Below are 24,576 nucleotides of genomic sequence, written 5' to 3'. Positions count from 1 at the left end.
ACGTCTAATCCACCGCACGGAGTACGGCGACGCCCGAAGGCGGCAGGGTGACCGTGCCGACGCCCTCGTCCGACGGAGCCAGGGCGTCGGTCCACTCGCCGCCGAGGGCGATGTCGTGCTTGTCGCCGGTGTGGTTCAGCAGGATCAGGAAGCGGCGGCCGGCTCCGGCGCGGACGCTCGCCTGAACCCCTGCGGGCAGCCCCTCGACGACCGGGGTCACGCCCGCTTCGGCGAGTGCCCGGCCGAGGACCGCCCGCATGGTGACCGCGTCGAGCCGGGTCGAGAGATAGCGGGCGATCCCCGCGCCGAACTCGTTCCTCGTCACGGCCGGGCGACCGGCCCAGTCGGCGGAGTCGAAGACGAGCTCGGGCTCGGCGCCGGCCAGGTGCAGGTCCTCCCGCCACAGGTCGGCGACCCCTTCGAGGTGCGAAAGCACCCCGTGGCCGCGTACGGGGAACCGCTCGTGCTCGGCCGCCGGGCAGAACTCCTCGACCCGGACCCCGAGGACCTCGCGCAGCGGCGCGGGGTAGCCGCCCAGGTGGACCCGGTCATGCTCGTCCACGATCCCGCTGAAGAAGGAGACGGCCAGCGCGCCGCCGCCGGACACGTACGACGAGACGCGTTGTGCGTCCGCGCTCGACAGGAGGTACAGGTTCGGCACCACGACGAGCGCGTAGCCGGTCAGCTCGGCCGAGGGCGGCACCACGTCCACGCCGACCCCGAGGTCGAACAGGGGGCCGTAATGGTCCAGCAGGCGCTCCTCCTGCCGTAGGCCGTCCGAGGGGTGGGAGTCGAGTTCGAGCGCCCACCAGCTGTTCCAGTCGAGCAGGATCGCCACCTGGTTGCGGACCCGCGTGCCGGGCAGGTCGGGCACCGAGGCCAGCTCCCGGCCGAGCGCCGCGATCTCACGGAAGACCCTGCTGTCGGCCCCCGCGTGCGGCACCATGCCCGAGTGGAACTTCTCGGCGCCGCCACGTGACTGCCGCCACTGGAAGTACAGGATCGCGTCGGCGCCCTGCGCGACGGCCTGCCAGCTCCACAGCCGCATCTGGCCGGGCTGCTTGATCGCGTTCCTGCCCCGCCAGTTGACCGCGCTCGGCGCCTGCTCCATCAGGATCCACGGCTGCCCGCCCCCGGCGCCGCGCATCGTGTCGTACACCAGGCCAGGGGCCAGATGCGGTCGCTCGTCGTGGGGGTCGGGGTAGGAGTCGACCGCCACGACGTCCAGCCGCGGCGCCCAGTCGAAGACGTCCACGGCCTTCAGGCCGCCCAGGAAGTTCGTGGTGATCGGCACCTCGGGAGTGACCCGCCGCAGGATGCCCGCCTCCAGGTCGAAGCAGTCGCGCAGCGCCTCGTTGGCGAAGCGCGTGTAGTCGAGCTGCTGGCCCGGATTGGGGTACGTCGGAGCCGCGCGAGGTGGCTGGACGTGGTCGAAGGAGGCGTACCGCTGCGACCAGAAGTCCGTCGACCAGGCGTCGTTCAGCGCCTCCAGGTCGTCGCCGTAGCGCTCGCGCAGCCAGCGGCGGAAATCGGCCGCCGACACCTCGCAGTAGCAGGCGGCGATGTGGCAGCCGTACTCGTTGCCGACGTGCCACAGCCCGAGTGCCGGATGGTCGCGGTAGTGCGTGGCCAGCCGCTCCACCAGGAGCGCCGCCCGTTCCCGGTAGACCGGGCTGGAGGGACAGAAGTGCTGCCGCCCGCCGGGGCCCAGCACGGTCCCGTCCGCGGTGACCGGCAGGATCTCCGGGTGCTCGTGTACGAGCCAGGGCGGCGGGGACGCCGTCATCGTGGCGAGGTCGACGGTGATCCCGTGCTTGTGCAGGTCATCCAGGACCTGGTCGAACAGGGAGAAGTCGTACGCTCCGCGCGCGGGCTCCACACGCGCCCAGCCGAACACCCCGACGGTGACGAGGTTGACCCGGGCCTCGGCCATGAGGCGCAGGTCCTCCGCCCTGGTCTCGGCCGGCCACTGCTCGGGGTTGTAGTCGCCGCCGAAGGCCACGCCGCCGAGCCGGCGCCAGAACCGGTCGCCCGGGGACGGGGCGCCGGTGGTCCCGGAGCCCGGCCTGACATCGTGAGGTACGGCGTTCATCGTCGGCGCGGCGGCCTCGGCGGGCGAGGACCGCCGCTCCTCCCTTCTTCGGCGGGGCGTGCTGCGGCGGGTGGGATGTTCTTCGGCGGGGACGTTTCTTCGCTGTGGGCGTGCTGCGGTGGTGGGACTTTCGTCGGTGTGGGGCGTGCTGGGGTTGGTCGGATCAGGCGGTCGGTGGCGGTGCGCCGGTGCTCTCCCTGACGATCAGCTGAGGGGCGACGAAGGCGGTGGCGGCGGGAGCCGTACCGGTCTCGATCTGGTCGATCATGAGCGACACGATCCGCTCGGCCACCACGTCGAAGTCCTGCCGGACGGTGGTGAGCGAGGGGGAGAGGTAGGCCGACTCCTCGATGTCGTCGAAACCGACGATGCTCACGTCCTCAGGGATGCGACGTCCCGCCTGGATCATCGCGCGCATCACGCCGAGGGCCATCTGGTCGTTGCCGGCGAAGACGGCCGTCACGCCGGGCCGCCGGGCCAGGACGCGGCCGGCCTCGTAGCCGCTGGCCGCGCTCCAGTCGCCGAACAGCATCTGGGGCACCGTCGCGTCCGCTTCCTTGAGCGTCGCGTGCCAGGACTCCGCCCGGCGCCGCGCGGCATAGGAGTCCTCGGGCCCGGCGACGTGCCAGACCGTCTCGTGACCGAGGCCGAGCAGGTGACGGGTGACGAGCCGGGCGCCGAGGGCCTGGTCGGTGTCGACCATCGGGTGGCGGAGGCTGACGTCGCCGTCGGCCATCACGACCGGCACGTCCGGCGGCAGGCGCAGCGCCGGGGTGTCGAGGATCTGCGCCTCGATGACCACGATGCCGTCGACCGCCTGCACCGTCAGCTGGTCGAACGCCTCGTGCACGGCCCGCTCGGTCTGCGACTCGACGGCGATCATGTTCACGGTGTAGCCGGCGCGCTGCGCCGCCTTGGTGACGGCGTCGACCGTACGGGCGTTGCCGAAGCTGCCGAGCCCGAAGCTGATCAGGCCCAGGGTGCGGAACTGGCCGGTGACCAGGGCGCGGGCGGCGGTGTTGGGCCGGTAGCCAAGGACGCGCATGGCCGACAGGACGCGCTGGCGGGTCTCTTCCTCCACGTTGCTGCGGTTGTTGACCACCCGGGAGACCGTCTGGCTGGAGACCCCGGCCATCGCGGCGACGTCGGCCATGGACGGCCGCCTGGGCGAGCGCCGTCCCGCCGCGGTTTTCTGGGTCGCCCCGTCCACTGGCACCTCTGGTCATCCGATGGGCTTGCTGTCGTGCAAACTCTCGCACGATGTTTACGTGAACATGACCCATCCGTCAATGGGGGACTGCTCTAGCCGACAAGTAGTCACAAACAGTGATAAATCCGGCATCTGTGTTAACTTTGGGTTACCTATTGACATGTTCTGGCGGCGAATGGAGACTACGGGACATCTTCGCCATGTTCACGTAAACACGGAGTCGCTGCGCCGCTGTGCCGAGCGCTCCACGGTGGCGCAGGTAATGGGGCGGTCCATGGATCGCCATGCCCCGACAAGGAGAGTTCAGTGCCAGTCTTCGTGGCAGCGCGAACATCCCACGGCAGGAGCACGGGATGACCGCGCCCGCCGGCCTCGCCGGGCCGGTGACCGCGCCCGGCGGTCTTGCCCGGCCGGTCCTGCGCCTGCGCGTCGCCGGCTACGCCTTCTTCCTGCCGTTCTTCGTGGTCTTCCTGGTCGCGGTGGTCGCGCCGCTGGCGTACGCGATCTATCTCAGCTTCTTCCAGGAACGCATGATCGGCGGCACGGTCTTCGCCGGCGTGGCCAACTACACCCGCGCCATCGGCGACGCGCTGTTCGGCGCCGGCCTGCTCCGCGTCGCGCTCTTCCTGGTCGTGCAGGTGCCCGTCATGCTGCTCATCGCCCTGGGCTGCGCGCTGGCCATTGACAGCGGCAGGCTGCGCTGGCCGTCGCTGTTCCGCATCACGATCTTCATGCCGTACGCGGTGCCGGCCGTGGTGTCGGCCCTCATGTGGGGCTACATGTACGGAGATCAGTTCGGCCTGGTCGGCCAGATCGGCAAGGCCGTCGGCGTCGCGGTCCCCGACCTGCTCTCGCGCTCCTGGATGCTCTCCTCCATCGGCAACATGGTGACCTGGGAGTTCGTCGGCTACAACATGATCATCCTGTACGCCGCGCTGCGGTCCGTACCGACCGAGCTCTATGAGGCGGCCGAGATGGACGGAGCGGGCGCCATCCGCATCGCCTGGAGCATCAAGCTGCCCGCCCTGCGCCCCGCGCTGCTCGTGGCGACGATCTTCTCGATCATCGGCAGCTTCCAGCTCTTCAACGAACCGAACATCCTCCAGAAGCTCTCGCCCGCGGTGATCGGGACGAGCTACACGCCCAACATGTACGCCTACAACCTCGCCTTCAACGGCCAGCAGATCAACTACTCGGCCACCGTCGCCGTGCTGCTCGGCGTCGTCACCATCGTCGTGGCGTACGCGGTGCAGATCATCACGGCGAGAAGGGAGAAGACGCTGTGACGGCCGTCGCCGAGGCGAACCGCACCACGGGCGGGCAGGCCGCGCACCGATCCACCAAGGCGCGGCGCCGGGGGAAGAGCCCCAGCCTCACGGTGATCATGCTGGTGATGTTCGCGTACGCGGTGCTGCCGCTGTTCTGGCTGCTGGCCAACGCCAGCAAGAACGGCGGGGACCTGTTCTCGACCTTCGGGCTCTGGTTCGGCGGGGACTTCCACCTGTTCGCCAACATCGGCGAGACCCTGAGCTACAACAACGGCATCTTCGTGCGCTGGTTCGGCAACACCGTGCTCTACTCCGTGGTGGGCGCGGGCGGTGCCGCCCTGCTGGCCACCCTCGGCGGTTACGCGCTGGCGAAGTACGAGTTCCCGGGCCGCAAGCTGCTGTTCGCGGTGGTGCTGGGCGGCATCTCCATTCCGGGAACGGCCCTCGCGGTGCCGACGTACCTGCTGTTCAGCCGGGTCGGGATCGTCGACACCCCGTGGGCGGTGCTCATCCCGGCGCTGTGCAGCCCGTTCGGCCTCTACTTGATGCGGGTCTACGCGGCCGACGCGGTGCCCGACTCGATCCTGGAGTCGGCCCGCATCGACGGGGCGGGCGAGTTCAGGATCTTCCGCACCATCGCGCTGCGGCTGCTCGCTCCGGGCTTCGTCACGGTCCTGCTCTTCGCGCTGGTCGCGACGTGGAACAACTATTTCCTGCCGCTGATCGTGCTGAACACGCCGGACTGGTTCCCGCTCACGGTCGGCCTCAACCAGTGGAACGCCCAGGCCAACAGCGGCACCTCCGGTGCCGGTGACGCCACCTACACGCTCATCCTGACCGGCAGCCTGCTGTCGATCGTGCCGTTGATCATCGCTTTCCTGGGGCTCCAGCGGTTCTGGCAGTCGGGCCTCGCTACCGGAAGCGTCAAGCAGTGATTCCCGACAAGACCCCCCGTGGATGAAAAAACCACCCGTGGATAAGGAAACGCCATGAAAACCCTTCCATCGCGGCGCGGTGTCATCCCCGCCGGGATCGCCGCGGCCCTGTCTCTGGCACTTGCCGCGTGCGGCGGCGGCTCCGGTGGGAGTGCCGCCGCCCCGTCCGCCGCCGCCCCCAGCGCAACGGCGGCCGTGCAGGACGCGCTGTCCAAGCCCGCCGAGCTGACGTTCTGGACGTGGGTCACGGGGATCGAGAAGACCGTCGCCCGCTTCACCACGAAATATCCGAACATCAAGGTCAACGTGGTGAACGCGGGGCAGTCCGCCGACCAGTACACCAAGCTGCAGACCGCGATCAAGGCTGGCTCCGGCGCGCCAGACGTGGCGCAGATCGAGTACTTCGCGCTGCCGCAGTTCGCCCTCGCCAAGCAGGTCGTCAACCTGGCCGACTATGGCGCCGCCTCGCTGAAGGACAAGTTCGCCGACTCGGCGTGGGGCCAGGTAGCGATCAACGGCGGCGTCTACGGCGTCCCGCAGGACACCGGCCCCATGGCGATGTTCTATCGCAAGGACATCTTCGACAAGCTGAAGATCAAGCCGCCGGCCACCTGGGCGGAGTTCGTCGACGCGGCCAAGAAGATCAAGGCCGCCGACTCCGGCTCGTTCATCACCTCCATCGACCCCGGTGACGCCGGCGGGGTGGACAGCCTGATCTGGCAGGCGGGCGGCGCGCCGTTCAAGACCTCGGGCGAGAGCTCGGTCAGCGTCAAGCTCGACTCCGACCCAGGCGTCAAGCAGTGGGTCGGCACGATGAGCACGCTGCTCGGCGAGAAGCTGGTCGACCCGCAGCCCGGCTGGACCGACGAGTGGTGGAAGGGCATGGGCTCCGGCAAGTACGCCGTCTGGCTGACCGGCGCCTGGGCCCCGAACGGCATCATCAACTCCATCCCCAAGACGAAGGGCAAGTGGGCGGTCGCGCCGATGCCGCAGTACGACGTGGCCAAGCCGATGAACGCCGAGAACGGCGGCTCCTCGGTGGCGGTCATCCCGCAGAGCAAGAACATCCCGGCCGCCGTCGCCTTCGCGCAGTGGCTCAACTCCGACCCGGAGGCCGTCAAGTCGCTCAACACCGAGGCCGGACTGTTCCCCGCCACGAAGGTGCTGCTCGACGACCCGGCCTTCCGTGACGCGCCGCAGGAGTTCTTCGGCGGCCAGAAGATCAACCAGGTCCTGAGCGACGCCTCGGCCGCCGTCCGACCCGGCTGGCAGTATCTCCCGTTCCAGGTGTACGCCAACAGCATCTTCAAGGACACCGTGGGCCAGGCCATCGACAGCGGCGGTGACCTGTCCGCCGCGCTGAAGACCTGGCAGGACCGCATCTCCGCCTTTGGCACCGAGCAGGGCTTCACTCTCACCAGCGGCGGCTGACCTCGGCACGGCTACGACCACGACCACGACCGGCGGCCCGGTGGAACGCACTCCACCGGGCCGTCACTGACGGGACAAAGGTGCCGTCGGCACCCTGCGGCATCGGTGCCGCCGGCACCCCTAGCCCGAGGCGAGATCGCGGCGGCGCAGGCCGTACAGGCCGAGGATCGCGAGCACCGCGGCGAGCGCGGTCAGCACCACCGTGGCCACCGGGGCGAAGGACCCCAGCGGGTGCCAGGGCAGGTGGGACAGCACCGACGTGTTCACCAGCCACTCCGGCAGGTTCATGTAGGACCCCAATACCTGCATGAACCCGCTGTAGACGAGCACCGCCCAGGCCGCGTTCACGGCCCGTGGGGCGAGCCCGAGCAGCGCGGCGGGGATGGCGAGCAGCACCAGCACCTCGGGGGCGCGGATGAGGCTCGCCCAGGTGACCTCTCCCACGAGGCCGGCCTCGCCGGTCGACAGGGCGGCGCCGATGCCGAGCGCGGCGCCGTACACCACCGGCAGGACGACCGCGGCGAGCGCGGTGACCAGCAGGGACGACCAGTACCACGTCGATCTGCCGGTCGGCCCGGCCAGCACGGGGGCGATACGCCCGCGCACCTCCTCCGACCGGAGCCGGAGGACCGACAGGACCGCGAAGACGCCGGTGTAGAGGGACCCGGTGAACACCATGAGGCTGATCCAGGCTCGCCCGAAGTCCGCGTCGGCGGAGAAGATGGGGAGATTGGTCTGCTCCATTCCCCCGGTCATGGCGCCCAGGACGAGACCGATGGCGAGGAACGCGGCTCCCCACCCCACGATGGCCCCCTGCTGGAGCCGCAGAGCGAGCGTGAACGGCGTGCGCAGCCAGGAAGGCGCCGAGGCGCGGCCGGGACGCGGGGCCATCAAGGAGGCGCCGAGGTCCCTGCGGCTCGACAGGGAGTAGGCGCCCGCGACCAGGAGCCCGGCGAGGAGAACCGAGAGGCCGAGCGGCCACCAGCGCTCGTCGGCCAGCACCCGGGTCTGCTGTGACCAGCCGATCGGGGACAGCCAGAACAGCGGACCGCCCTCCTGGCTCTGCAGCGCCCCAGCGCCGCGCAGCAGCCACGCCGTGAAGAGGACGATGCCCGCCAGCCCGTTGGCGCCTCGGGGATACTCGGTGACCTGGGCGGTGACCGCGGTGACCCCGGCGAACAGCAGCCCGGTCGCGGCGAGGGAGGCGCCGAACAGCAGGGCGCTGCCGACGGGGAACCCGATGCCGATCGTCGCGGCGGTGGTGAGGGCCGCGAGCACGGCATTGCTGATCACGGCGACGACCAGCGCGGCGGTGAGCTGGGCGTGCCGGCCCACGACGGCCGCCCGGATGAGCTCGGCCCGGCCCGTCTGCTCCTCCGCCCGGGTGTGCCGGGTCATGAGCATCATGTTCATGATCGCGGCGGCCAGCAGGAACTCGACCCAGTAGGCGGCGAGGAAGTAGCTCTGCGTGGTGACCTCGCCGAACAGGGGCCCGCCGAGCACCCTCATGAAGGAGGCGCGGATCATCTGCGACGCTTCGGCCAAGGCTTCGGGCGTCGGGACGACCGCGTCGACGGCGGCGTAGTAGAAGCGTGGGACGAGGGCCGTGATGGCGACCAGCCAGATGGTGAGCTTGATCCGGTCGCGGCGCAGCGCCAGCCTTACCATGGCGCCGGTGCCGGTCAGGTGGCTGCTCGCCGGTCTCGATCCGGTACGGCTGTGCGCAGGGGAAACCGTGGTGGTCATGCCGCCTCCTTGTGCGCGTAGTGCCGGAGCATGAGCTCCTCGAGCGTCGGCGGGTGGCTGACCAGCGAGTCGATGCCGAATGTGGTGAGGTGCCGGATGGCGGCGTCGAGATGTTCGGCGTCCACGCCGAACCGCACGCTCCTGCCCTCGGTCTTCACGTTGTGCACCCCGGGCAGCCGGTCGAGGCCGGTCACCCTGGTGGCGGTCTCGACCACGACCGTCGTCCGGGTCAGGTGCCGCATCTGCGCCAGCGTCCCCGACTCCACCGCCCTTCCGTCGCGGATGATGGTGATCCGGTCGGCGAGGGTTTCGACCTGGGCCAGGATGTGACTGGACAGCAGGATGGTCCGGCCGGCGGTCTTGGCCTCGGCGACGACCTGCTGGAAGACCGCCTCCATCAGCGGGTCCAGCCCGCTCGTGGGCTCGTCGAGGATCAGCAGCTCCACGTCGGCGGCGAGGGCGGCGACGAGGGCGACCTTCTGGCGGTTGCCCTTGGAGTAGGTCCGGGTCTTCTTCTTCGGATCGAGCTCGAACCGCTCGATCAACCCGTTCCGGCGCTCGTTGTCGAGCCCGCCACGCAGCCGGCCGAGCACGTCGATGGCCTCGCCTCCGGTGAGGTTGGGCCACAGCTCCACATCGCCCGGTACGTACGCCAGCCGCCGGTGTAGCGCGACGGCGTCGGCCCAGGGGTCGCCGCCCAGCAGCCTGGCGCTACCGGAGGTGGCTCGTATCATGCCCAGCAGGATGCGGATGGTGGTGCTCTTTCCCGCCCCGTTCGGGCCGAGAAAGCCGTGCACCTCTCCGGCGGCCACGGTGAGGTCGAGTTCGTTGAGGGCGCGTGTCGGCCCGTAGGCCTTGACGAGCCCGGAAATGGCGATAGCAGAATCCATGAGGTTTCTCCGATGGCGGATCTTGTTGAATACGGGTGTCAGGCGAGCCGGCCGGTCACCGTCGCGTCGAATTCGCGGTCGGAGAGGGACCTGTTGAGGTTGAGGAGTGCCTCGGCCTGCCAGCCCACGACGTAGCGGGTCTCCGGCCGGGCCGACTCGACGGCCTGCCGGATCGTCGTCGCGACCACCTCGGGGTCCGAGGCCGGGCTGTCCACGCCTGCCTGCGGCTCGGCCGCCTGTGCCATGGCCTCGGCCATATCCCGGTAGGCGCCGGCCCCGGAGATCTCCCGCAGTTGCCGCGCGGTCCCGGCCTCGAAGTCGGTCTTGATGATGCCCGGCTGGACGACGACGACGTCGATGCCGAACTGTCCGACCTCCATGCGCAGGGTGTCGGAGAAGGCCTCCAGGGCGTGCTTGGAGGCGTAGTACCAGGCGCCGAGCGGAAGGGCGATCTCGCCGCCGATCGAGGAGACGTTGACGATCGTGCCCGAGCCCCGCGCGCGCATGTGCGGGAGGACGAGCTGGGTCAGCCGGGCCGGCCCGAACACGTTGACCTCGAACTCGTCTCGCGCCATCGCCATCGGCGTGTCCTCGACCGCGCCGTGGACGACGGCTCCCGCGTTGTTGACCAGGACGTCGATCCGCTCGTGCGCATCCAGGACGGTACGGACGACCCGCTGGAGGTCCTCTTCCTTGGTCACGTCCATCGGCAGGGCGTGACCGCCCGCTTCGCGGATCGCCTCCATCTGGTGCACCCGACGCGCGCCGCCGTACACGATGTGGCCGCTCCGTAGGAGTTCGAGTGCGGTGGTGTGGCCGATGCCGGATGAGGCGCCGGTTACGAGGCATACTTTGGCAGCCATGTCGATTCCCTCCACGTGAACGGTCATCGTTCACGTATAAGGAAAGCTACGGATGCGTTTGTGGATTCGGCAAGTTGCGAATGTCGTTATCGCAGGTCAGGAGGGTGCAATTGGCGAAATGACGGTGCTGGCAAATGCAACAACTCCCTGCTGTGTGTCGCAATCAATGAGAACCGGACGCATACTTGGGCGTGCGGTCCGCCGCCCATCGACAAGGAAGTGCCGGGAGGGCGCATGCCAGGAGGCCACCTCACGTACGAGGACCGTCGCAAGATCGCTGAGGGGCTGGTGGAAGGACTCACCTATGCGGAGATCGCCCGTCGCCTGGGACGACCGAGGTCGACCATCGGCCGCGAGATAGCCCGCAACGGTGGCCCGCACGGCTACCGTGCGGCTCGGGCCCAGCAGGCGACCGGACGGCGTGCCCACCGCCGGCCGCACTCGCCGCTGAGTACGCCGGCCACCGCGGATATCAGCGGGCGTGACCCTCAGGCCGTACAGGAATTCGAGCGGAAACTCGCCGGGGCGATGTCAGGGATCCCGCCGATGGCGGCCAAGGTGATGGTCTGCCTGTTCACCAGCGACAGCGGCGACATGACCGTCGTCGACCTGGTCGAGCGGCTTCGGGTCAGCCCCGCGTCGATCTCCAAGGGGATCGGCTGGCTTGAGGAGGTGGGGCTGGTCAAACGCGAGCGTGACAACCGGCGTGACCGGTACAGCATCGACGTTGACGTCTGGTATCGGGCCTGGTTGGTGGGCATCCGGTCGATGACGCTGTGGGCCGACACCGTCCAGGAGGGCGTCGACGTTCTCGGCGTCCAGACTCCGGCCGGCTCCCGGCTCCTGATGGCAAGCCGGTTCTTCCAAGTCCTCAGCAACGACATGAACCAGGCAGCCGAACATTACCGGCAGATCTTCTCCGGCGCCGGGGACGTCAAGGACTGAACCGCCATGGGAGGTCAGGCGGCCGATCGGCGTACGCCGGGGTGCGCATGGGTGAGTTGCACGATCACCGGCATGTCCGAGACGACCGCGACCGCGTAGGGAGTGCCGGGGGACAGGGCATCGGAAGCCGCCAGGTCTTCCAGGCTCAGGTCGCTGGTGCGCTGCGCGGGCACCGTCGCGCGGTAGGGGCCGAGCGGCTCCTCGCCCGTCGCGCAGAACGTGAGCTCGACGTGGGCGTTCTTGGGGCTGACGTTGAACAGGCAGAGCCGGTCGCCCCTGACGCACCCGTCGGCGATCGCCATCTTCCAGTTTCCCACCAAGGTGCTCATTTGCGACTCCTGTCCTCTCCTGCGACATTCGTCCAGCTACCCCGACAAGAGCGGATATATCGGATTAAGAGCCGGTGAATGAGTCCAGCGAGCATCCGCGAGCGTATTGTCGGGGATCATCGGCGGTGTGAAGATCGGGGAATGGCCCCTTCAAAAGCCGTTCTCTCCGCGCTCGCCGTCGCCACTTCCGCATTGCTGATCAGCGGAAACGCCGAAGCGGCCGCGGATGTGCCGTTACCCTCGGCGATCTTCCGTGCCACGCACAACAGCTACTCGGGCAACGTCAGCGGCGCCAAGAACTCGATCGCCTACCAACTCGACCACGGCATTCGCTTCCTCGAACTCGACATCCACGACAACGGTTACGCCACCTCGCACGACTACTCCGTCGGCCATGACTCTCCCGGCAACCAGGTCGACCACAACGGAAACCCCGCCTCGAACCTCCTGCGCGACTGGCTCGGCGTGATCAACACCTGGTCCGCCCAGCATCCCACCGCCGCACCGATCGTCGTCGCGCTCGACATCAAAGACGACCTGACCGACAACACCTCGTACGCCGCCGGCAACCTGGCCGCGCTCAACCAGGAGCTCACCTCCGTCTTCGGCTCGCGGCTGTTCTGGGCCAAGGACTACCCGGCGAGCCCGCCGTCGGTGGACACGCTGCGCGGCCGGGTGCTCCCCGTGATCTCCGGCGACGGCACGACCCGCGCCCAGTACAAACGCGACGTCGGCTACCACCCGGCCGTCGCGATCAACGGTCGCGGCCAGGTCGTCGAGGTGCACGACTCGGGCGCGGGCGCGCTCTGGTACTGGAGCGGCACGTACGGCGCCGACGGCCGCGTGACCTGGTTACGCCACGGCAAGTACGACAACGGCGTCACCCCGTCCGTCGCGCTGAACGACAACGGCGACCTGGTCGAGGTCCACCAGTCCCAGACCGCGACCACCCTCTGGTACCGCGTCGGCCGCCTCGACGCCGGCGGCGAGATCACCTGGTCGGCCAGCCACCAGTACGACAACGGCGTCCTGCCGACGGTCAGGTTCACCGACGCGGCGGGCACCCAGCTACGCGAGATCCACCGCAGCCAGAGCAACAGCCAGAACTGGGACTGGGACGGCGTGCTCGACGCCGCCGCGGCGACGGTCTCCTGGAGCGGCAACGCCAAGACCTCCGACGCCCGCTACGACGCGACCACCTCGACCAGCGGCTCGTCGCGCGTGCACGTGTGGACCGGCGCCGACGGCCCGACCCCGGCCCAGACCCTGCGCCTGGACACCGACAGGGTCGCCGGCGAGCGCATCCGCTACCAGCAGACCGCCTTCGACGAGTTCCAGAAGGGCGACAGCGCGGAGCTCCAGCAGGGCGCGCTGTTCTACGCGGCGTCGGCCGGCGAGTCCTCGTTCATCACCGCGGCCCGGCAGGCGGGACGGCTCGTGCGCGGCTGGGACTTCGACTCCGAAGACGACGCCACCGACCCACTGGCCAACTATCCGGCGTCCAACCACCCGTACGACAGCTGGTACCAGGACCTCCTCACCCGCTCGGGCGCCGTCGAGTAGTCAAGCGGAATTGGCCCGCGCGGCCTCACACGGCGTTCGGCGAAGCAGGGCCGAGACGTGGTCGCGCACCAGATCATGGAAGCGGTACCGGCAGGGTGCGGGCTCCTGCAAGAGGTGGACGTCCAGCAGCTGGTCCAGCTGCCGCCTCGCCCGCACCACTGTCGTGTGCTGCACGGCCGCGGCCTCGTCGACCCCGAACTCGGTACCGGCCTGTGACCCCAGCACCCGGTACACGCATCGCTGATCCTCCGAGAGTCGCTGATAGGACAGATCCAGGGCGGCGGTGACGCTGTGGCGCCCGGTTGTCAGCTCGGACAGCCGATCGTCGTTCAACCGGTCGAGCAGATGCCGCACGCTCCACGTCGGACGTGCCCGCAGCCGGACGGCGGCGATGCGGATGGCGAGCGGGAGCCGCCCACACCGCTCCACGGTCTCTGTCAGCACGCCCGCCGGCGCGTCCGCGACATGCTCCCGCCCGACCATGCGGGTGAACAGGGCGACCGCCTCCTCCAGCGGCAGGACGTCCAACGACCAGGTTCGCGTGTCGTCCAGGCCGATCAGCCTGCGGCGGCTTGTGACGATCAGCAGGCAGCCCGGTCCGGCGGGCAGCAGCGGGCGGACCTGGTCCTCGTCGGCGGCGTTGTCCAGCACGATCAGGACTTCGCGGTCGGCCACGACACTGCGATACAGCGCCGCGCGGTCATCGATATGCCCAGGTATGCGGTCATCAGGGATGCCAAGTGCGCGGAGCATGCGGGCGAGCGCGTCACGCGGATCGACGGGTGTCATTTCCCGGGTATGTCCGTGGAGGTTCACGAACAGCTGGCCGTCGGGAAACCGAGAGCTGAGCAGGTGGGCGGCATGAACGGCCAGCGCCGTCTTTCCGACGCCGGCCATGCCGTCAATGGCGATGACCGTCGCGGTGTTCGCATTCTGATAATCCGACAAAGCCGTCAATTCATGCTTTCGGCCAACAAACGCCGCAACATCGGCCGGTAGCTCTCGCGGAATGGTCACCGCTGCCGGCGCTGGGCAGGTCTCTTCCGGATCAACGCGTTCAGGGGAAGCCGACGGGCCGCGAGCGACGATGGCGAGCATCGCGCGCTCCTCGCTGTCCAGCTCCAGCGCCTCCGCCAGCAGCAGGATCGAGGTGATGCGCGGCTGCTGAAGCACGTTGTGCTCCAACCGGCGGACGGTCCGAACGTTGAGGCCGGTACGTTGGGCCAGTTGCTCCTGGGTCAGCAACGCCCGCCCCCGCCATCGGCGCAGCAGCGCCCCCAAAGACAACTCGGCCTCGGGACACCGTATGACTTCCGTCGGTAGGGAAGTGGTCAACCGAACGTGATTGCCGTTCATCGATTTGTGCTCCTATCCAGGGAGCCGCCCCGTTTTCTCTCGCCGCCCCTGGTCGGCGAGATCCCCAAGTACATCGAAAGCGCTTTCCAGCTGTTCACGCCACTGTTGGACGAAAGCAAACGGAATCGGACGGCCTTGAGACGGATGAGACGATCGCGACCTGCGGTTATCTCTCGGCTCGGCCGCGACCGATGTCTTGCGGTTTGAATGCAATTGATGAGCATCGCCGCAATTCGCCAGAATGAAGGCCATGAGCGACGGGGACGAGGGCGGCAACCGCCAAGCCCAGGTGCTGTCACCGTCCGACGACGGGGGCGAGGTATGCCCCTACCAAGGACTTGTGCCGTTCGAGAGGGAGAAGACCGAGTTCTTCTTCGGCCGCGCGCGGGCCACGCACAGCCTCGTCGACCGCCTGGGCGCGCGCCTGGACGGGCACGGGACCGTCCTGCTGGTCTCGGGTGCCTCGGGCGTGGGCAAGTCGTCGCTGTTGCGGGCGGGGCTGCTGCCGGCGCTGGCTCAGGAGACGCTGCCGGGCTCGCGGCATTGGCCGCGCCTGCTCATCACACCGACCTCGACGCCGCTGCGGGCGCTCGCCGAAGAGTGGGCGAAGGCGTTCGGCGAGTACGTCGAAACGGTGTACGAGCAGCTGCGCGATGATCCAGGACGGATGGCGTCTCTCCCGGCGGACGGCCGTCTCATCCTGGTGGTCGATCAGTTCGAGGAACTGTTCACCCTGGTGAGCGACGAGCAGGAGCGCCAGGTGTTCGTCAGGGCGCTGCACGCCCTGGCCGAAGGCCCGCGGGGCGCCGGAGTGATCGTCGGCGTACGCGCGGACTACTGGGACCGCTGCGCGGCCTATCCGCAGTTGGCCGAGGCCATCCAGGACGGCCAGGTCATCGTCGAGCCGATGTCGGAGTCGGACCTCCGGCTGGCCATCACCGGTCCCGCGGCCGCCGTGGACCTGGAGATCGAGCCCGGTCTGGTGGAGACCATCCTCGGCGAGCTACGCGTCGACCAGGCCGCCGGGGACGGCTACGAGGCCGGCGCTCTGCCCCTGCTCTCGCAGGCGCTGCGCAACACCTGGGAGAGACGTGAGCACGGCCGGCTGACCGTCCGGGGGTACGAGGAGTCCGGCCGGGTCCGCGACTCCGTACAGCGCACGGCCGATGAGATCCTCGACCGGCTGTCGGCGGAGGACCGCAAGACCGCACTCAGACTCTTCCGGCGCATGACACTGATCACCGCGGGCGGGCGGGTGGCCCGGCGCAGGGCGACGCTGACCGAGATCCACGCCGCCGCGTCGGCGCTGTCGGCGGATCGGCGCGGCCAGGTGACGGCGCTGCTGTCCGCGTTCGCCGACCAGCGCCTGCTCACCCTGTACGAAGACGCCGTCGAGATCGCCCATGACGCGCTCCTGATCGCCTGGCCGACCCTGCGCCAGTGGCTCGAACCCGACTTCACCGCGCAGACGGTGTACGACAGCCTCATCGACGACGCCGCCCAATGGCGCGAGCACCACCGCGACCCCGCCTTCCTCTACCGGGGCGCCCGGCTGCTGGCGGTACAGGACAGCCGGCACCGCTGGGACCGCGACCCTGACAGCTTTCCGCCCCCCGGCCCGGCCGCCGAGGGCTTCGTCGCGGCATCGACGCGGGCGGCACGACGTACCGGCCGCCGCCGCCGGCTGGTCATGGCCGGTCTCGCGGTGCTGTCGGTCCTCGCTCTCATCGCGGCCGGCGCCGCCGTCAACGCCGCGAACGAGGCCGATGTGCAGCGCGGGGTGGCGCTCTCCCGCCAGATAGCGGCGCAGAGCGAGATCACCGGAGACGTCCCCCTGTCCTCACTGCTGGCCGTGGCGGCGTGGCGAATCGCCGACACCGACGAGGCCCGCAACCGCGTGCTGGTCGCGGCGACGCGTACCGGCCGGGGGACCCTCACCGGGCACACGAGAGGCGTCACGGACCTGGCGTTCAGCCCCGACGGTTCGTTCATCGTGACCGGAAGCGACGACGGCACCGCGCGGTTCTGGGACGTGGCGAGGCGGCGGCAGCTCGGCGCCCCGATCACCCGCCCGAAGTACGAGTGCTCAGAGGTCAAGCTGGCCCTGAGCCCCGACGGGCGTACGCTGGCCACGGCATGTCTCGACACCGTCCGGTTCTACGACGTGGCCACCCGTCGCGACCTGGGCGCCCCGCTGGATCACGAGGAGGTCGTGTCGGCGCTCGCGTACAACCCGGACGGGAAGACCCTCGTGACCGGCGACTTCAGAGGCGTCGTCCGGCAGTGGGACGCGACCACGCACCGTCCGCACGGGACTCCCATGGGCCGCGCTGACCACGGACCGGACCTCGCGTCCATCATCAGGGCGGTGGCGTTCAGCCCGGACGGAAAGACCCTGGCCGTCGCGAGCAAGAAGATCGCACAGCTCTGGGACACCACCACGTCCCGCCGGCTCGGCGCCCCGCTCGCCGGGCACACCGAGAACGTCATGAATCTCACCGTCAGCCCCGACGGCACTACCCTCGCGACCGTGAGCTGGGACCACACCGTCGGGCTGTGGAACGTGGCCACGCGGAAGCAGACGGGTGCGCTCAGGGACCGCAATACCGGTTTCAACGCGATCGCCTTCAGCCCCGACGGCACCCGGATCGCCACCGCCGGAGCCACCGGCCGTACCGTCCTGTGGGACGCGGTCAGTCGCCAGCAGCTGACCGCGCTCGCCGACAATGGCAGCGGTGTCGAGCGCGTGGCGTTCGGCCCGGACGGGAAGATGCTCGCCGCCGCCGGCGACGACGGCGTGATACGGCTGGCCGACCCCCAGATCCACCTGCAGGTCGGGACCTCGATGCCCGCGCAGTCCGCCGTCGCGCTGAGCCCGGACGGACGGATCCTGGCCACCGGCGTCGCCGACGCGATGGACCCCGCGATCCAGTTGTGGGACGTGGCCACCCAGCGTCGCCTCGGCCCGCCGCTGCGCCCCCAGGGCGCGCGTCGTTCCGTGTCCATGATCGAATTCACCCCCGACGGGCGGACGCTCCTGACGTCCGGCTCGAACGGCCTGCGGCTCTGGGACGTCGCGAGCCGCCGCGAGATCGCCCATGAGGCGACGTTCAAGGGCCTGGCCAGGCTCAGCCCCGACGGCAGGTACGTCGCCGTCCAGCAGGACAAGGCCATCGCGTTCTGGGACGTCGCGCGCCGCCGGGAGACCGGGCCGCGCATCAGCGTCCCCGGGCACACCGACCTCGTCACGGCGATGGCGATCAGCCCCGACGGCTCGACCCTGGCGATCACGGGATACGACAACCAGGTGCGCCTCTTCGATGTGGCCACCCGCCGCCCGATCGAGGGCTCGCCGCCCGCGGCCAACGGCGGGTTCGTCAACGACCTGGCGTTCAGCCCCGACGGGCAGACGCTGGCACTCACGGCCGCCGACTCCAGCGTCCGGTTCTGGGACGTGGGGCGGCACCGCACGCTCGGCATCGCCCTGATCGCCGAGGACGGCGCGATCAACACCTTCGCCTTCAGTCCGGACGGACAGGTCCTCGCCACCGGCTCCGCCGACGTGGTGCGGCTGTGGGACGTGCGGAGCCACCGGCAGCTGAGCACCCCGTTGACCGGCCACACCCGCGCCGTGACCGCGATCACCTACAGCCGGGACGGGACGACCATCGCCACGGTGGCCGGTGACGGGACCGCGCGGCTGTGGAACGTCCGCCTGCCCGCCGACCCGGTGGCCGCGGCGTGCGCCAACGCGGGCCGCACCCTCACCCGCGACGAATGGGCGAGCTACGTACGGGGGGAGGCATACCAGCAGACGTGTCCATGACCCAGGGGAACCCCACTGGAATCCACGGAGAGAGAGCGAGCATGTTCCTGCGAGGCTTCCGGCGACGGACGGGTAAGCCCGTCCCGGAACTGGCCACGTTGTTCCGCTCGATCGTCACAGAAGGCCGGGACTTCCACCCGATGGCGTCCGACTTCCTGGAACACTTCATGGACGGCGCCGGTGCCTCCAGGACGATGTCGCTGCGCTGGCTGCGCTCGTTCAAAGTGATCAAGAAGGCTGAGCGCAAGAACCAGAACCGGTTCGAGCGGCAGCTCGTACGAGAGGCGAAAGTGTTGCGCGACGGCGCGTCGACCTGGCTGCACGACTACTGGGACGCCCGGATCAACGCGTTCATCGGCACGGAGCTCTTCTACGTCAGCCGGATGAGTCTGCTGCGCTCGCAGGGCTCGTTCGTCCTGACCCGGGCCGGGCTGGAGGTGCGGATGTCGGGCACGGTCCGCCATCACTGGTTCGATCCCTATGACTGGGACCGCGGCCGATGGGTCTACATCCCCCGGCACGGGTTCGTGCCCATCGCGGTCGGCCGGGAGCTGGTGGAGTCCGACGAGGCGCGCGACTTCCTGATGGAGTCACGGCATGTCCAGACGTTGGCGGGCACCTACCTGGACGGCCGATGGCCCTGGCGCGGCAGCACGAGGTTCGAGTGGTCGCTGGTGAGGACGAAGCACTGATGGCCGCCGACCACCCCCGTCCACCCGACCCCACCGAGGCCGGCAGCGCCGCGGACTTCGTCCGGTCGCTGGTCCGGCTCAAACGGTGGGCGGGCGAGCCGTCGCTGAGCAGGCTGCGCTCTCTCGGCGGCCAGACGGTGACCTCGGACGGAACCACGATCGACGCGTTGCCCAAGAGCACGACCTCGCATGTTCTCCGGCAGACCGACAGGTTGCCGCGGTGGGACTTCGTCAAGGCGTTCGTCACCGCCTGCTTCCGTTACTGCGACTATCCGGCCGAGCTGATCCCCGGCGAGCTCGAACGCTGGCGGGTGGCCAGGACCGCCTTGGCCGGGCCGGTCCCCCGTACACCGCCCGCCTCGGACGCGGAGCGGCGGACGCCGCCGGCGGTGGACCCGGCGGAGGCGATGGCGGCGGAGGTGTCCGCGGCGGTCGCGGCGGAGGCGATGGCGGCGGAGGCGTTCGCGATGGTCGCGGCGGAGGCGGTCGCGGCGGTCTCGATGGGCGGCGCGGTCCAGATCGCGGCGACCGACGCGGAGGCCACCGATCGTCCCGGGCGCGATCACGCCGCCGAGCTCCTGGCGCGGCGAGTGGCCCGGGAGGAGGACAGGGCACGTAAGGGGCTGCTCGGCGGCTACACCATCGCACCGGTCTCCTTCGGCCCGTACGAGGACCCGATCCACCTGGACGACGCCGGCGGCGAGATGAAGGACGGCCCGCGGTCGATCGGCCGCTTCTTCACCGACCTGCACCCCCAGCGCCTGCTGATCGTGGGCGAGTCGGGAGCGGGCAAGACGGTGCTCGCCATAGAGCTGGTGCTGCAACTGCTGGAGCCCTTCCTGACCGGCGGCGAACGACCCGGCCACCCACAGATGGTCCCGGTACGCCTGGACGCCGCCCGATGGACCTTGGGCAGCCCGTTCGAACCATGGCTGGCCGAACAGCTGGCGCACGACTTCGGCCTCACGGCCAAGGACGCGGAGCGGCTGGTACGGGACCGCCAGGTGCTGCCGGTGCTGGACGGGCTCGACGAGCTGGACCCCGAGCCGTCCATGGGCCCGCCGCGCCGGGCGATCGGCCTGCTGACCGAGCTCAACCGGTACAGCGACCTCTCCGGCCGGCGGCCGGGCGCGGTCGTCGTGACCTGCCGGGCCGCCCGCCACACCGAGCTGTCCCTGGTCCGCGCCGGGCTCGACAACGCCACCCGGATCCATCTGTACGACCTGACCATCGAGCAGATCAACGCCTACCTGCGCACCCGCTGGCCGGACGGCCATCCCTGCGACATCCACCGCGACGGCCTGCACGCCGCGCTGTCCGGACCATCCGGGAGGGCCGTGCACGCCGCTCTGGCCACGCCGTGGCGCCTGTTGCTGACCGTGACCGCGGTGGAGTCCGGCGCCGATCCGGACGAACTGCTCCGCGTCGACCAGAACCCCGATACGCGTTCGGCGGCGGCGCGGATCGCCCGCAGGCTGCTCGGCGCGTACGTCCCGGCGGCGACCGCACTGGCGCCACGCGCCGCCCACGGCACTCCGTACCGTCCTGAACAGGTGCGGTCCTGGCTGGAGAACCTGGCCGCCCACCTGCGGTGGCAGGCCGCCCGTACCACCGAGACGGATCGGCCGCCGCCCGGCATGACGCCGATCGACATCGTGCCGCACCTGCTGTGGCCGATCGGCGGCCAGCGTCGGGTACGGGCGGTGCACTGCCTGTGCTGTGTGATCTTCGCCGTGGTCGCCATGCTGGCCTTCTGGGCGGGGTCGGCGGTTGACCGGCCCGGTGACCCGCGCGACTGGCTTGGAGAAGGGCTCACCTTGTCCCTCATGGCGGGCTGGGTGGTCATCGCCACCGGCCTGTCGATGTCGCAGTGGCCGACCGCTGCCGGTGGGCGGGCCAACGTCCCCCGTCGGCGACGCGTGATCGGCGGCCTGTTCGGCGCCCTGGCGGGCGGCCCGGTCGGTGCGCTCTGCGGCCTGACCGGGCTCGTACTGACCGAAGGCAGGGTCTTCGGTCCCGTCTTCGCCATCGCGGCGGGGGCGGCAGGGGGCGCGGTGTTCGGCGCGGTCATCGGATTGACCGCCGCCGCCCGGCAGGGCGAGCGCATGACCATATCCGAGGCGGTCCGCGCCGAGCCGGTCACCCTGCTGGGCTTCGGACTGTGCGGCGCTCTGACCGGACTGCCGCCGCTGCGCCTGGCAGGAGCCGGTCCGGTGGCGCTGACCGCGGAGATCATCGGGGCATTCGCCCTGGCCTTCGCGCTCGGGGTGCTCTTCAAGATCACCACGGGCGGCTGGAGCGAGGACGCGGAGCTGGCCCACCCCCGAGAGGCCCTCCACCGCAACCCGATGATCGGAGTGGCCTTCGGGCTCACCGGAGGTGTCGCGGCCTTCCTCGTGTTCGTCATGAACCAGGGCATCGTCCAGTCACTGGCCTGCGCGCTCGTCGGTGGGGTGACCTTCGGCCTCGCCTTCGGCGCGGTCGCCTGGTCCCGCACCATGATCGGCTTGATCATCGCGGCCGCGCGCGGGGTGCTGCCGTTGCGGCTGTGGACCTTCCTCGACTGGGCCTGCGAGGCACGGCTGCTGCGCGTCAGCGGCGCCACCTATCAATTCCGGCACCGCGAACTCCAAGACTTCCTGACCCCCTCCGAGCCTGACTGACCCGCCCGAGACTTCCCGACCCAGCCTTCGTACGTAGGACCGAGCCTTCGTACGTCTGACCCGTCCGAGTCCGGCTGACCCGTCAGAGGCCGGCGCGACGTAGGGTCCAGGACAGCAGCCACTTCACGGCCGACCGCGTCGGTCCTGGCGGAGATGGGAGCCTTCATGACCGTCACTCCGGCGCAGCTGCGCGCTCTCGCGAGTCGCGCCGAGGCGCTCACCGCGGAGGTACGCGCGCTCTGCGGCACCGCCTTGAACGGATCGCCGGAACGCGAGCACCTGGCTGGGGCTTGGCAGGCCGCGGACTGGCTGGCCCGAGGTGCCGAGGATCTCCAGCAGGCGGCCGCGGACCTGGCCAGGCTTCAGGACCAGCCGTGCGGCCTGCCGTGGGGCGTCTGCCCCGAGCACGGCAACACCTTGTCCGCCGGCGGGGGCGTCTCCACATGCCGGGTGTGCCGTCGCTCCTGGACCGGCGACCTGCTCGGCCAGCCATGTCGGGAGCCGAGGACGTGGAAGGTGATCGACCGAGCCGGGACGGAGACGAGGATGTGCGACGGGCACGTTCTCGGCGCCCGCGCCGCCGCCGCGGGCGCCACCTTCATCCGCCTCGACGAGGCGGCCGCGCAGATGTGACGCTATTGCCGGGCTCGTGGATTCACCCGGCAATTGGTGTGGAGATACTGGGCGGCTCCATTCTGGAAGTCGTAGATCGCGACGGTCTGGGTGTCTTCCAGGGGATCGGTGGAAGGCATCAAGAAATGCGTGTCACTTACCGGCAGCAGCTCGTACGTTATGCGTTCCGGTTTGCCGAGGAAGCTCGCGTGCATGGGGTTGAGCGCGAAGGTGAGTGAGAGCTTTCCGTCTTCGGCCGCCACCTCGTAGTGGGTGCCGAGCCGCCGGTACGTGCCCTCGTACCTGGACAGGTCGAGGTTCAGCGAGGGATCGGGTTTCGGCAGTTCCGGGATCGTGACCGCGCCGAGCTCGGCCAGGATGACGTTGAGCACCTTCTTGTAGAAGCTGTCTCGCGGTCCCGCGTTGGCCAGCATCGAAATGGCGAGATTCGAGTCCGGGAGAATGCGCAGCCGGGCGCTCTGGCCGATGGTGCTGCCGTCGTGGGCGTAGACGGTCTCGCCGTGCCAGTCGCACACGATGAGCCCGAGGGCCCACTCCGGGCCGTACATATAGGGGTCGGGAATGGAGACGCGAGATCCCATCATCTCGCGGATGATCTCGGGTGCGGCGATACGGGTGCCGTTCGGCGCCTTTCCCTCGTTGAGGAAGACGTGCGCCATCGTGAGCACTTCCCGCGCCGTCGAGTTCACGTTGCCGCCGGGGCCGAAGGAACGCGGCAGATGATCCACCGGTGAAACGATGGGGCCCTCGCCGACGGACCGGATGATGTGGCCCGTCGCGGCCCGGCCCGGGTCCACCTGCTCGTGCCGGCTGGTCGTGGAGGTCAATCCCAGAGGGTCGAAGAGACGATCCCGCATGATGTCGTCCCACTTTTTCCCGTCGATCACCTCCATGACGCGGGCGAGGATCGCGTAACCCAGGGCCGCGCTGTAGCCATGGGTATGTCCGAGGGGGTGAACCTGCGGCGCGCCGGCGATGTTCGCGACCATGCGCTCATATACGTCGTCGTCCTCGCCGGGGTCGCCGTAGTCCTCCTCGATGCCGTTCGTGTGGTTCAGGAGATGGCGGGGCGTGACTTCGGCGCTCACCTCCGGGTCGGCGACCCGGAAATCACGAAGGTACGTCCGCAGCGGCTCGTCCAGGCCGACTTTTCCCTCATCGACGAGCTGCATGAAAGCGAGAGCGGTCCATGTCTTGGACAGGGAACCGCACTGGTAAATGGTGTCGGTCGTCGCGGGTTCTCGCGTCGACAGCTCCTTGACGCCCAAGGCGAAGTCGGTGATCTCCCCGTCCTGGAGAATGCCGATCGCGACGCTCGGGACCTGGTATTCGGCGAGGAGCTCGGCCGTCCGAGCCTTGATCCGCGTTGTGTCCAGCCCTTTCGCCATCGGGGCCTACTTCGGGAGGCCGACCGCGTTGGCGGCGTCGGCCTCGAAGTATTCGGTGGTGGCGAAGGAGCCGGCGTACTCCTCGAAGAAGCCCTTAACGCCGTCGATCGAGTCGTGCACGATGACGTTCACCGCCTTGGTCCCGTCGGTGCTCGACACCGCCAGGGTCCACTTCGCTCCCTTGGGCAGCTTGCCGTGCGCCTTCTTCAGTGTGCCCCAGAATCTGTCCTCGTCGGAGATCGTGGAAACCGCCATCACATGCATGCTCGTGTCCTCTCGCGAATGTTTCCGAATGAACAAAGGCTACGTTGCATTCGATTTATGGTCAACGCTTGGCAAGGCCGGTAATCGCATTGACCTGCATACATGAGTGACAATCGTTGCAACAGCCTTGTGGGGAAATGCAATATCGACAGGGCTCGTCGTTGCAATGTCCTGTCGATGAAAGCACACTGGACCCCGCGGACCGTTCACGACAGGAGAGGCGCCGATGCCCGGAGGCAGGCTGTCCCATCAGGACCGCCGGCGGATCGCGAGCTGGCTGGCCGACGGGCTGGGTTACGCCGAGATCGCCAGGCGGCTCGGCAGGCCGACCTCCACGATCAGCCGTGAGGTGGCGCGCAACGGCACGTCCGGCGACTACCTGCCGGACCGCGCCCAGCAGGTCGCCGCACGGCGCGCCCGCCGGGCCAGGCCGGCCCAGGCGGCGGAGCCGCCCGAGGGGCTGCCGACCGAGGCGGCGCGCG

18 protein-coding genes and 1 pseudogene are annotated in these 24,576 nt (G+C 69.5%); 10 read left to right on the top strand and 9 right to left on the bottom strand.

All coding sequences use genetic code 11. The features are described from left to right. Nucleotides 1-4: 4 nt before the first annotated feature. Both AB0L53_RS44125 and AB0L53_RS44120 read right to left on the bottom strand, forming a co-directional pair. Nucleotides 5-2,092 (bottom strand): beta-galactosidase, encoded by a 2,088-nt coding sequence (locus tag AB0L53_RS44125; protein WP_364008036.1) that lies wholly within the window; start codon nucleotides 2,090-2,092, stop codon nucleotides 5-7. 163 nt (nucleotides 2,093-2,255) lie between these two features. After that, nucleotides 2,256-3,245: a LacI family DNA-binding transcriptional regulator gene (locus AB0L53_RS44120; protein ID WP_364008033.1), complete on the bottom strand. Its 990-nt coding sequence runs from the start codon at nucleotides 3,243-3,245 to the stop codon at nucleotides 2,256-2,258. 410 nt (nucleotides 3,246-3,655) lie between these two features. Between AB0L53_RS44120 and AB0L53_RS44115 the strand changes: the two genes are divergently transcribed. Genes AB0L53_RS44115 through AB0L53_RS44105 form a run of 3 tightly spaced genes read left to right on the top strand, consistent with a single transcriptional unit; the run spans nucleotide 3,656 to nucleotide 6,936 of the window. Then, entirely contained in the window at nucleotides 3,656-4,588 is a 933-nt protein-coding gene (locus AB0L53_RS44115; RefSeq protein ID WP_364008030.1) for a sugar ABC transporter permease, read from the top strand. After that, entirely contained in the window at nucleotides 4,585-5,505 is a 921-nt protein-coding gene (locus AB0L53_RS44110) for a carbohydrate ABC transporter permease (protein ID WP_364008027.1), read from the top strand. Before AB0L53_RS44115 ends, AB0L53_RS44110 begins: the two co-directional genes overlap by 4 nt. Nucleotides 5,506-5,559: 54 nt before the next feature. Continuing rightward, nucleotides 5,560-6,936: a sugar ABC transporter substrate-binding protein gene (locus AB0L53_RS44105; protein WP_364008024.1), complete on the top strand. Its 1,377-nt coding sequence runs from the start codon at nucleotides 5,560-5,562 to the stop codon at nucleotides 6,934-6,936. Between the two features lie 120 nt (nucleotides 6,937-7,056). Here the strand turns inward: AB0L53_RS44105 and AB0L53_RS44100 are convergent, their stop codons facing one another. The 3 genes from AB0L53_RS44100 to AB0L53_RS44090 are packed head-to-tail and all read right to left on the bottom strand — an operon-like array spanning nucleotide 7,057 to nucleotide 10,435. Next, nucleotides 7,057-8,682, bottom strand: coding sequence for a hypothetical protein (locus AB0L53_RS44100; RefSeq protein WP_364008021.1), 1,626 nt, complete (start codon nucleotides 8,680-8,682; stop codon nucleotides 7,057-7,059). Then, nucleotides 8,679-9,572, bottom strand: a complete 894-nt coding sequence (locus tag AB0L53_RS44095; protein WP_364008019.1) for an ABC transporter ATP-binding protein — start codon at nucleotides 9,570-9,572, stop codon at nucleotides 8,679-8,681. Before AB0L53_RS44095 ends, AB0L53_RS44100 begins: the two co-directional genes overlap by 4 nt. A 38-nt stretch (nucleotides 9,573-9,610) precedes the next feature. Continuing rightward, nucleotides 9,611-10,435 carry an oxidoreductase gene (locus tag AB0L53_RS44090; RefSeq protein ID WP_364008016.1) on the bottom strand — a complete coding sequence of 275 codons (825 nt, stop codon included), beginning with the start codon at nucleotides 10,433-10,435 and terminating at the stop codon, nucleotides 9,611-9,613. A 234-nt stretch (nucleotides 10,436-10,669) separates the two neighbouring features. Between AB0L53_RS44090 and AB0L53_RS44085 the strand changes: the two genes are divergently transcribed. Beyond that, nucleotides 10,670-11,380, top strand: a complete 711-nt coding sequence (locus tag AB0L53_RS44085; RefSeq protein WP_364008013.1) for a helix-turn-helix domain-containing protein — start codon at nucleotides 10,670-10,672, stop codon at nucleotides 11,378-11,380. 14 nt (nucleotides 11,381-11,394) lie between these two features. On the opposite strand, the gene AB0L53_RS44080 is transcribed toward AB0L53_RS44085, so the two are convergent. Further along, entirely contained in the window at nucleotides 11,395-11,709 is a 315-nt protein-coding gene (locus tag AB0L53_RS44080; protein ID WP_364008010.1) for a sensory rhodopsin transducer, read from the bottom strand. Between the two features lie 141 nt (nucleotides 11,710-11,850). Here AB0L53_RS44080 and AB0L53_RS44075 point away from each other — a divergent pair, with 141 nt between their 5' ends. Further along, entirely contained in the window at nucleotides 11,851-13,272 is a 1,422-nt protein-coding gene (locus AB0L53_RS44075) for a hypothetical protein (RefSeq protein ID WP_364008007.1), read from the top strand. Here AB0L53_RS44075 and AB0L53_RS44070 read toward each other — a convergent pair whose 3' ends face one another. After that, the gene (locus tag AB0L53_RS44070) at nucleotides 13,273-14,628 is read right to left on the bottom strand and encodes an NB-ARC domain-containing protein (protein ID WP_364008004.1); all 1,356 of its coding nucleotides are present in this window, start codon (nucleotides 14,626-14,628) and stop codon (nucleotides 13,273-13,275) included. It abuts the gene before it with no gap. Between the two features lie 250 nt (nucleotides 14,629-14,878). On the opposite strand from AB0L53_RS44070, the gene AB0L53_RS44065 reads away from it, so the two are divergent. The 4 genes from AB0L53_RS44065 to AB0L53_RS44050 all read left to right on the top strand — a co-directional run bounded on the left by AB0L53_RS44065 (nucleotide 14,879) and on the right by AB0L53_RS44050 (nucleotide 22,442). Further along, the gene (locus AB0L53_RS44065) at nucleotides 14,879-18,454 is read left to right on the top strand and encodes a WD40 repeat domain-containing protein (protein WP_364008001.1); all 3,576 of its coding nucleotides are present in this window, start codon (nucleotides 14,879-14,881) and stop codon (nucleotides 18,452-18,454) included. 41 nt (nucleotides 18,455-18,495) lie between these two features. Next, entirely contained in the window at nucleotides 18,496-19,146 is a 651-nt protein-coding gene (locus AB0L53_RS44060; protein ID WP_364007998.1) for a hypothetical protein, read from the top strand. Continuing rightward, the gene (locus AB0L53_RS44055) at nucleotides 19,119-21,809 is read left to right on the top strand and encodes an NACHT domain-containing protein (RefSeq protein ID WP_364007995.1); all 2,691 of its coding nucleotides are present in this window, start codon (nucleotides 19,119-19,121) and stop codon (nucleotides 21,807-21,809) included. The genes AB0L53_RS44060 and AB0L53_RS44055 overlap by 28 nt, the downstream gene beginning before the upstream one ends. Nucleotides 21,810-21,974: 165 nt before the next feature. After that, on the top strand, nucleotides 21,975-22,442 hold the full coding sequence (locus AB0L53_RS44050) for a hypothetical protein (RefSeq protein WP_364007992.1): 468 nt from the start codon (nucleotides 21,975-21,977) through the stop codon (nucleotides 22,440-22,442). A 2-nt stretch (nucleotides 22,443-22,444) separates the two neighbouring features. Here AB0L53_RS44050 and AB0L53_RS44045 read toward each other — a convergent pair whose 3' ends face one another. Both AB0L53_RS44045 and AB0L53_RS44040 read right to left on the bottom strand, forming a co-directional pair. After that, nucleotides 22,445-23,830: a serine hydrolase gene (locus AB0L53_RS44045; protein ID WP_364007989.1), complete on the bottom strand. Its 1,386-nt coding sequence runs from the start codon at nucleotides 23,828-23,830 to the stop codon at nucleotides 22,445-22,447. Between the two features lie 6 nt (nucleotides 23,831-23,836). Beyond that, entirely contained in the window at nucleotides 23,837-24,085 is a 249-nt protein-coding gene (locus AB0L53_RS44040) for a hypothetical protein (protein ID WP_364007986.1), read from the bottom strand. Between the two features lie 235 nt (nucleotides 24,086-24,320). Here AB0L53_RS44040 and AB0L53_RS44035 point away from each other — a divergent pair. Further along, a pseudogene (locus tag AB0L53_RS44035) lies at nucleotides 24,321-24,542 on the top strand (helix-turn-helix domain-containing protein); the annotation flags it as partial. Nucleotides 24,543-24,576 lie beyond the last annotated feature (34 nt).

This window comes from Nonomuraea sp. NPDC052129 (assembly GCF_040680095.1).
GTDB lineage: Bacteria > Actinomycetota > Actinomycetes > Streptosporangiales > Streptosporangiaceae > Nonomuraea.
Note: the sequence above shows the minus strand (reverse complement) of the source record. Positions and strands in the feature narration are given on the sequence as shown.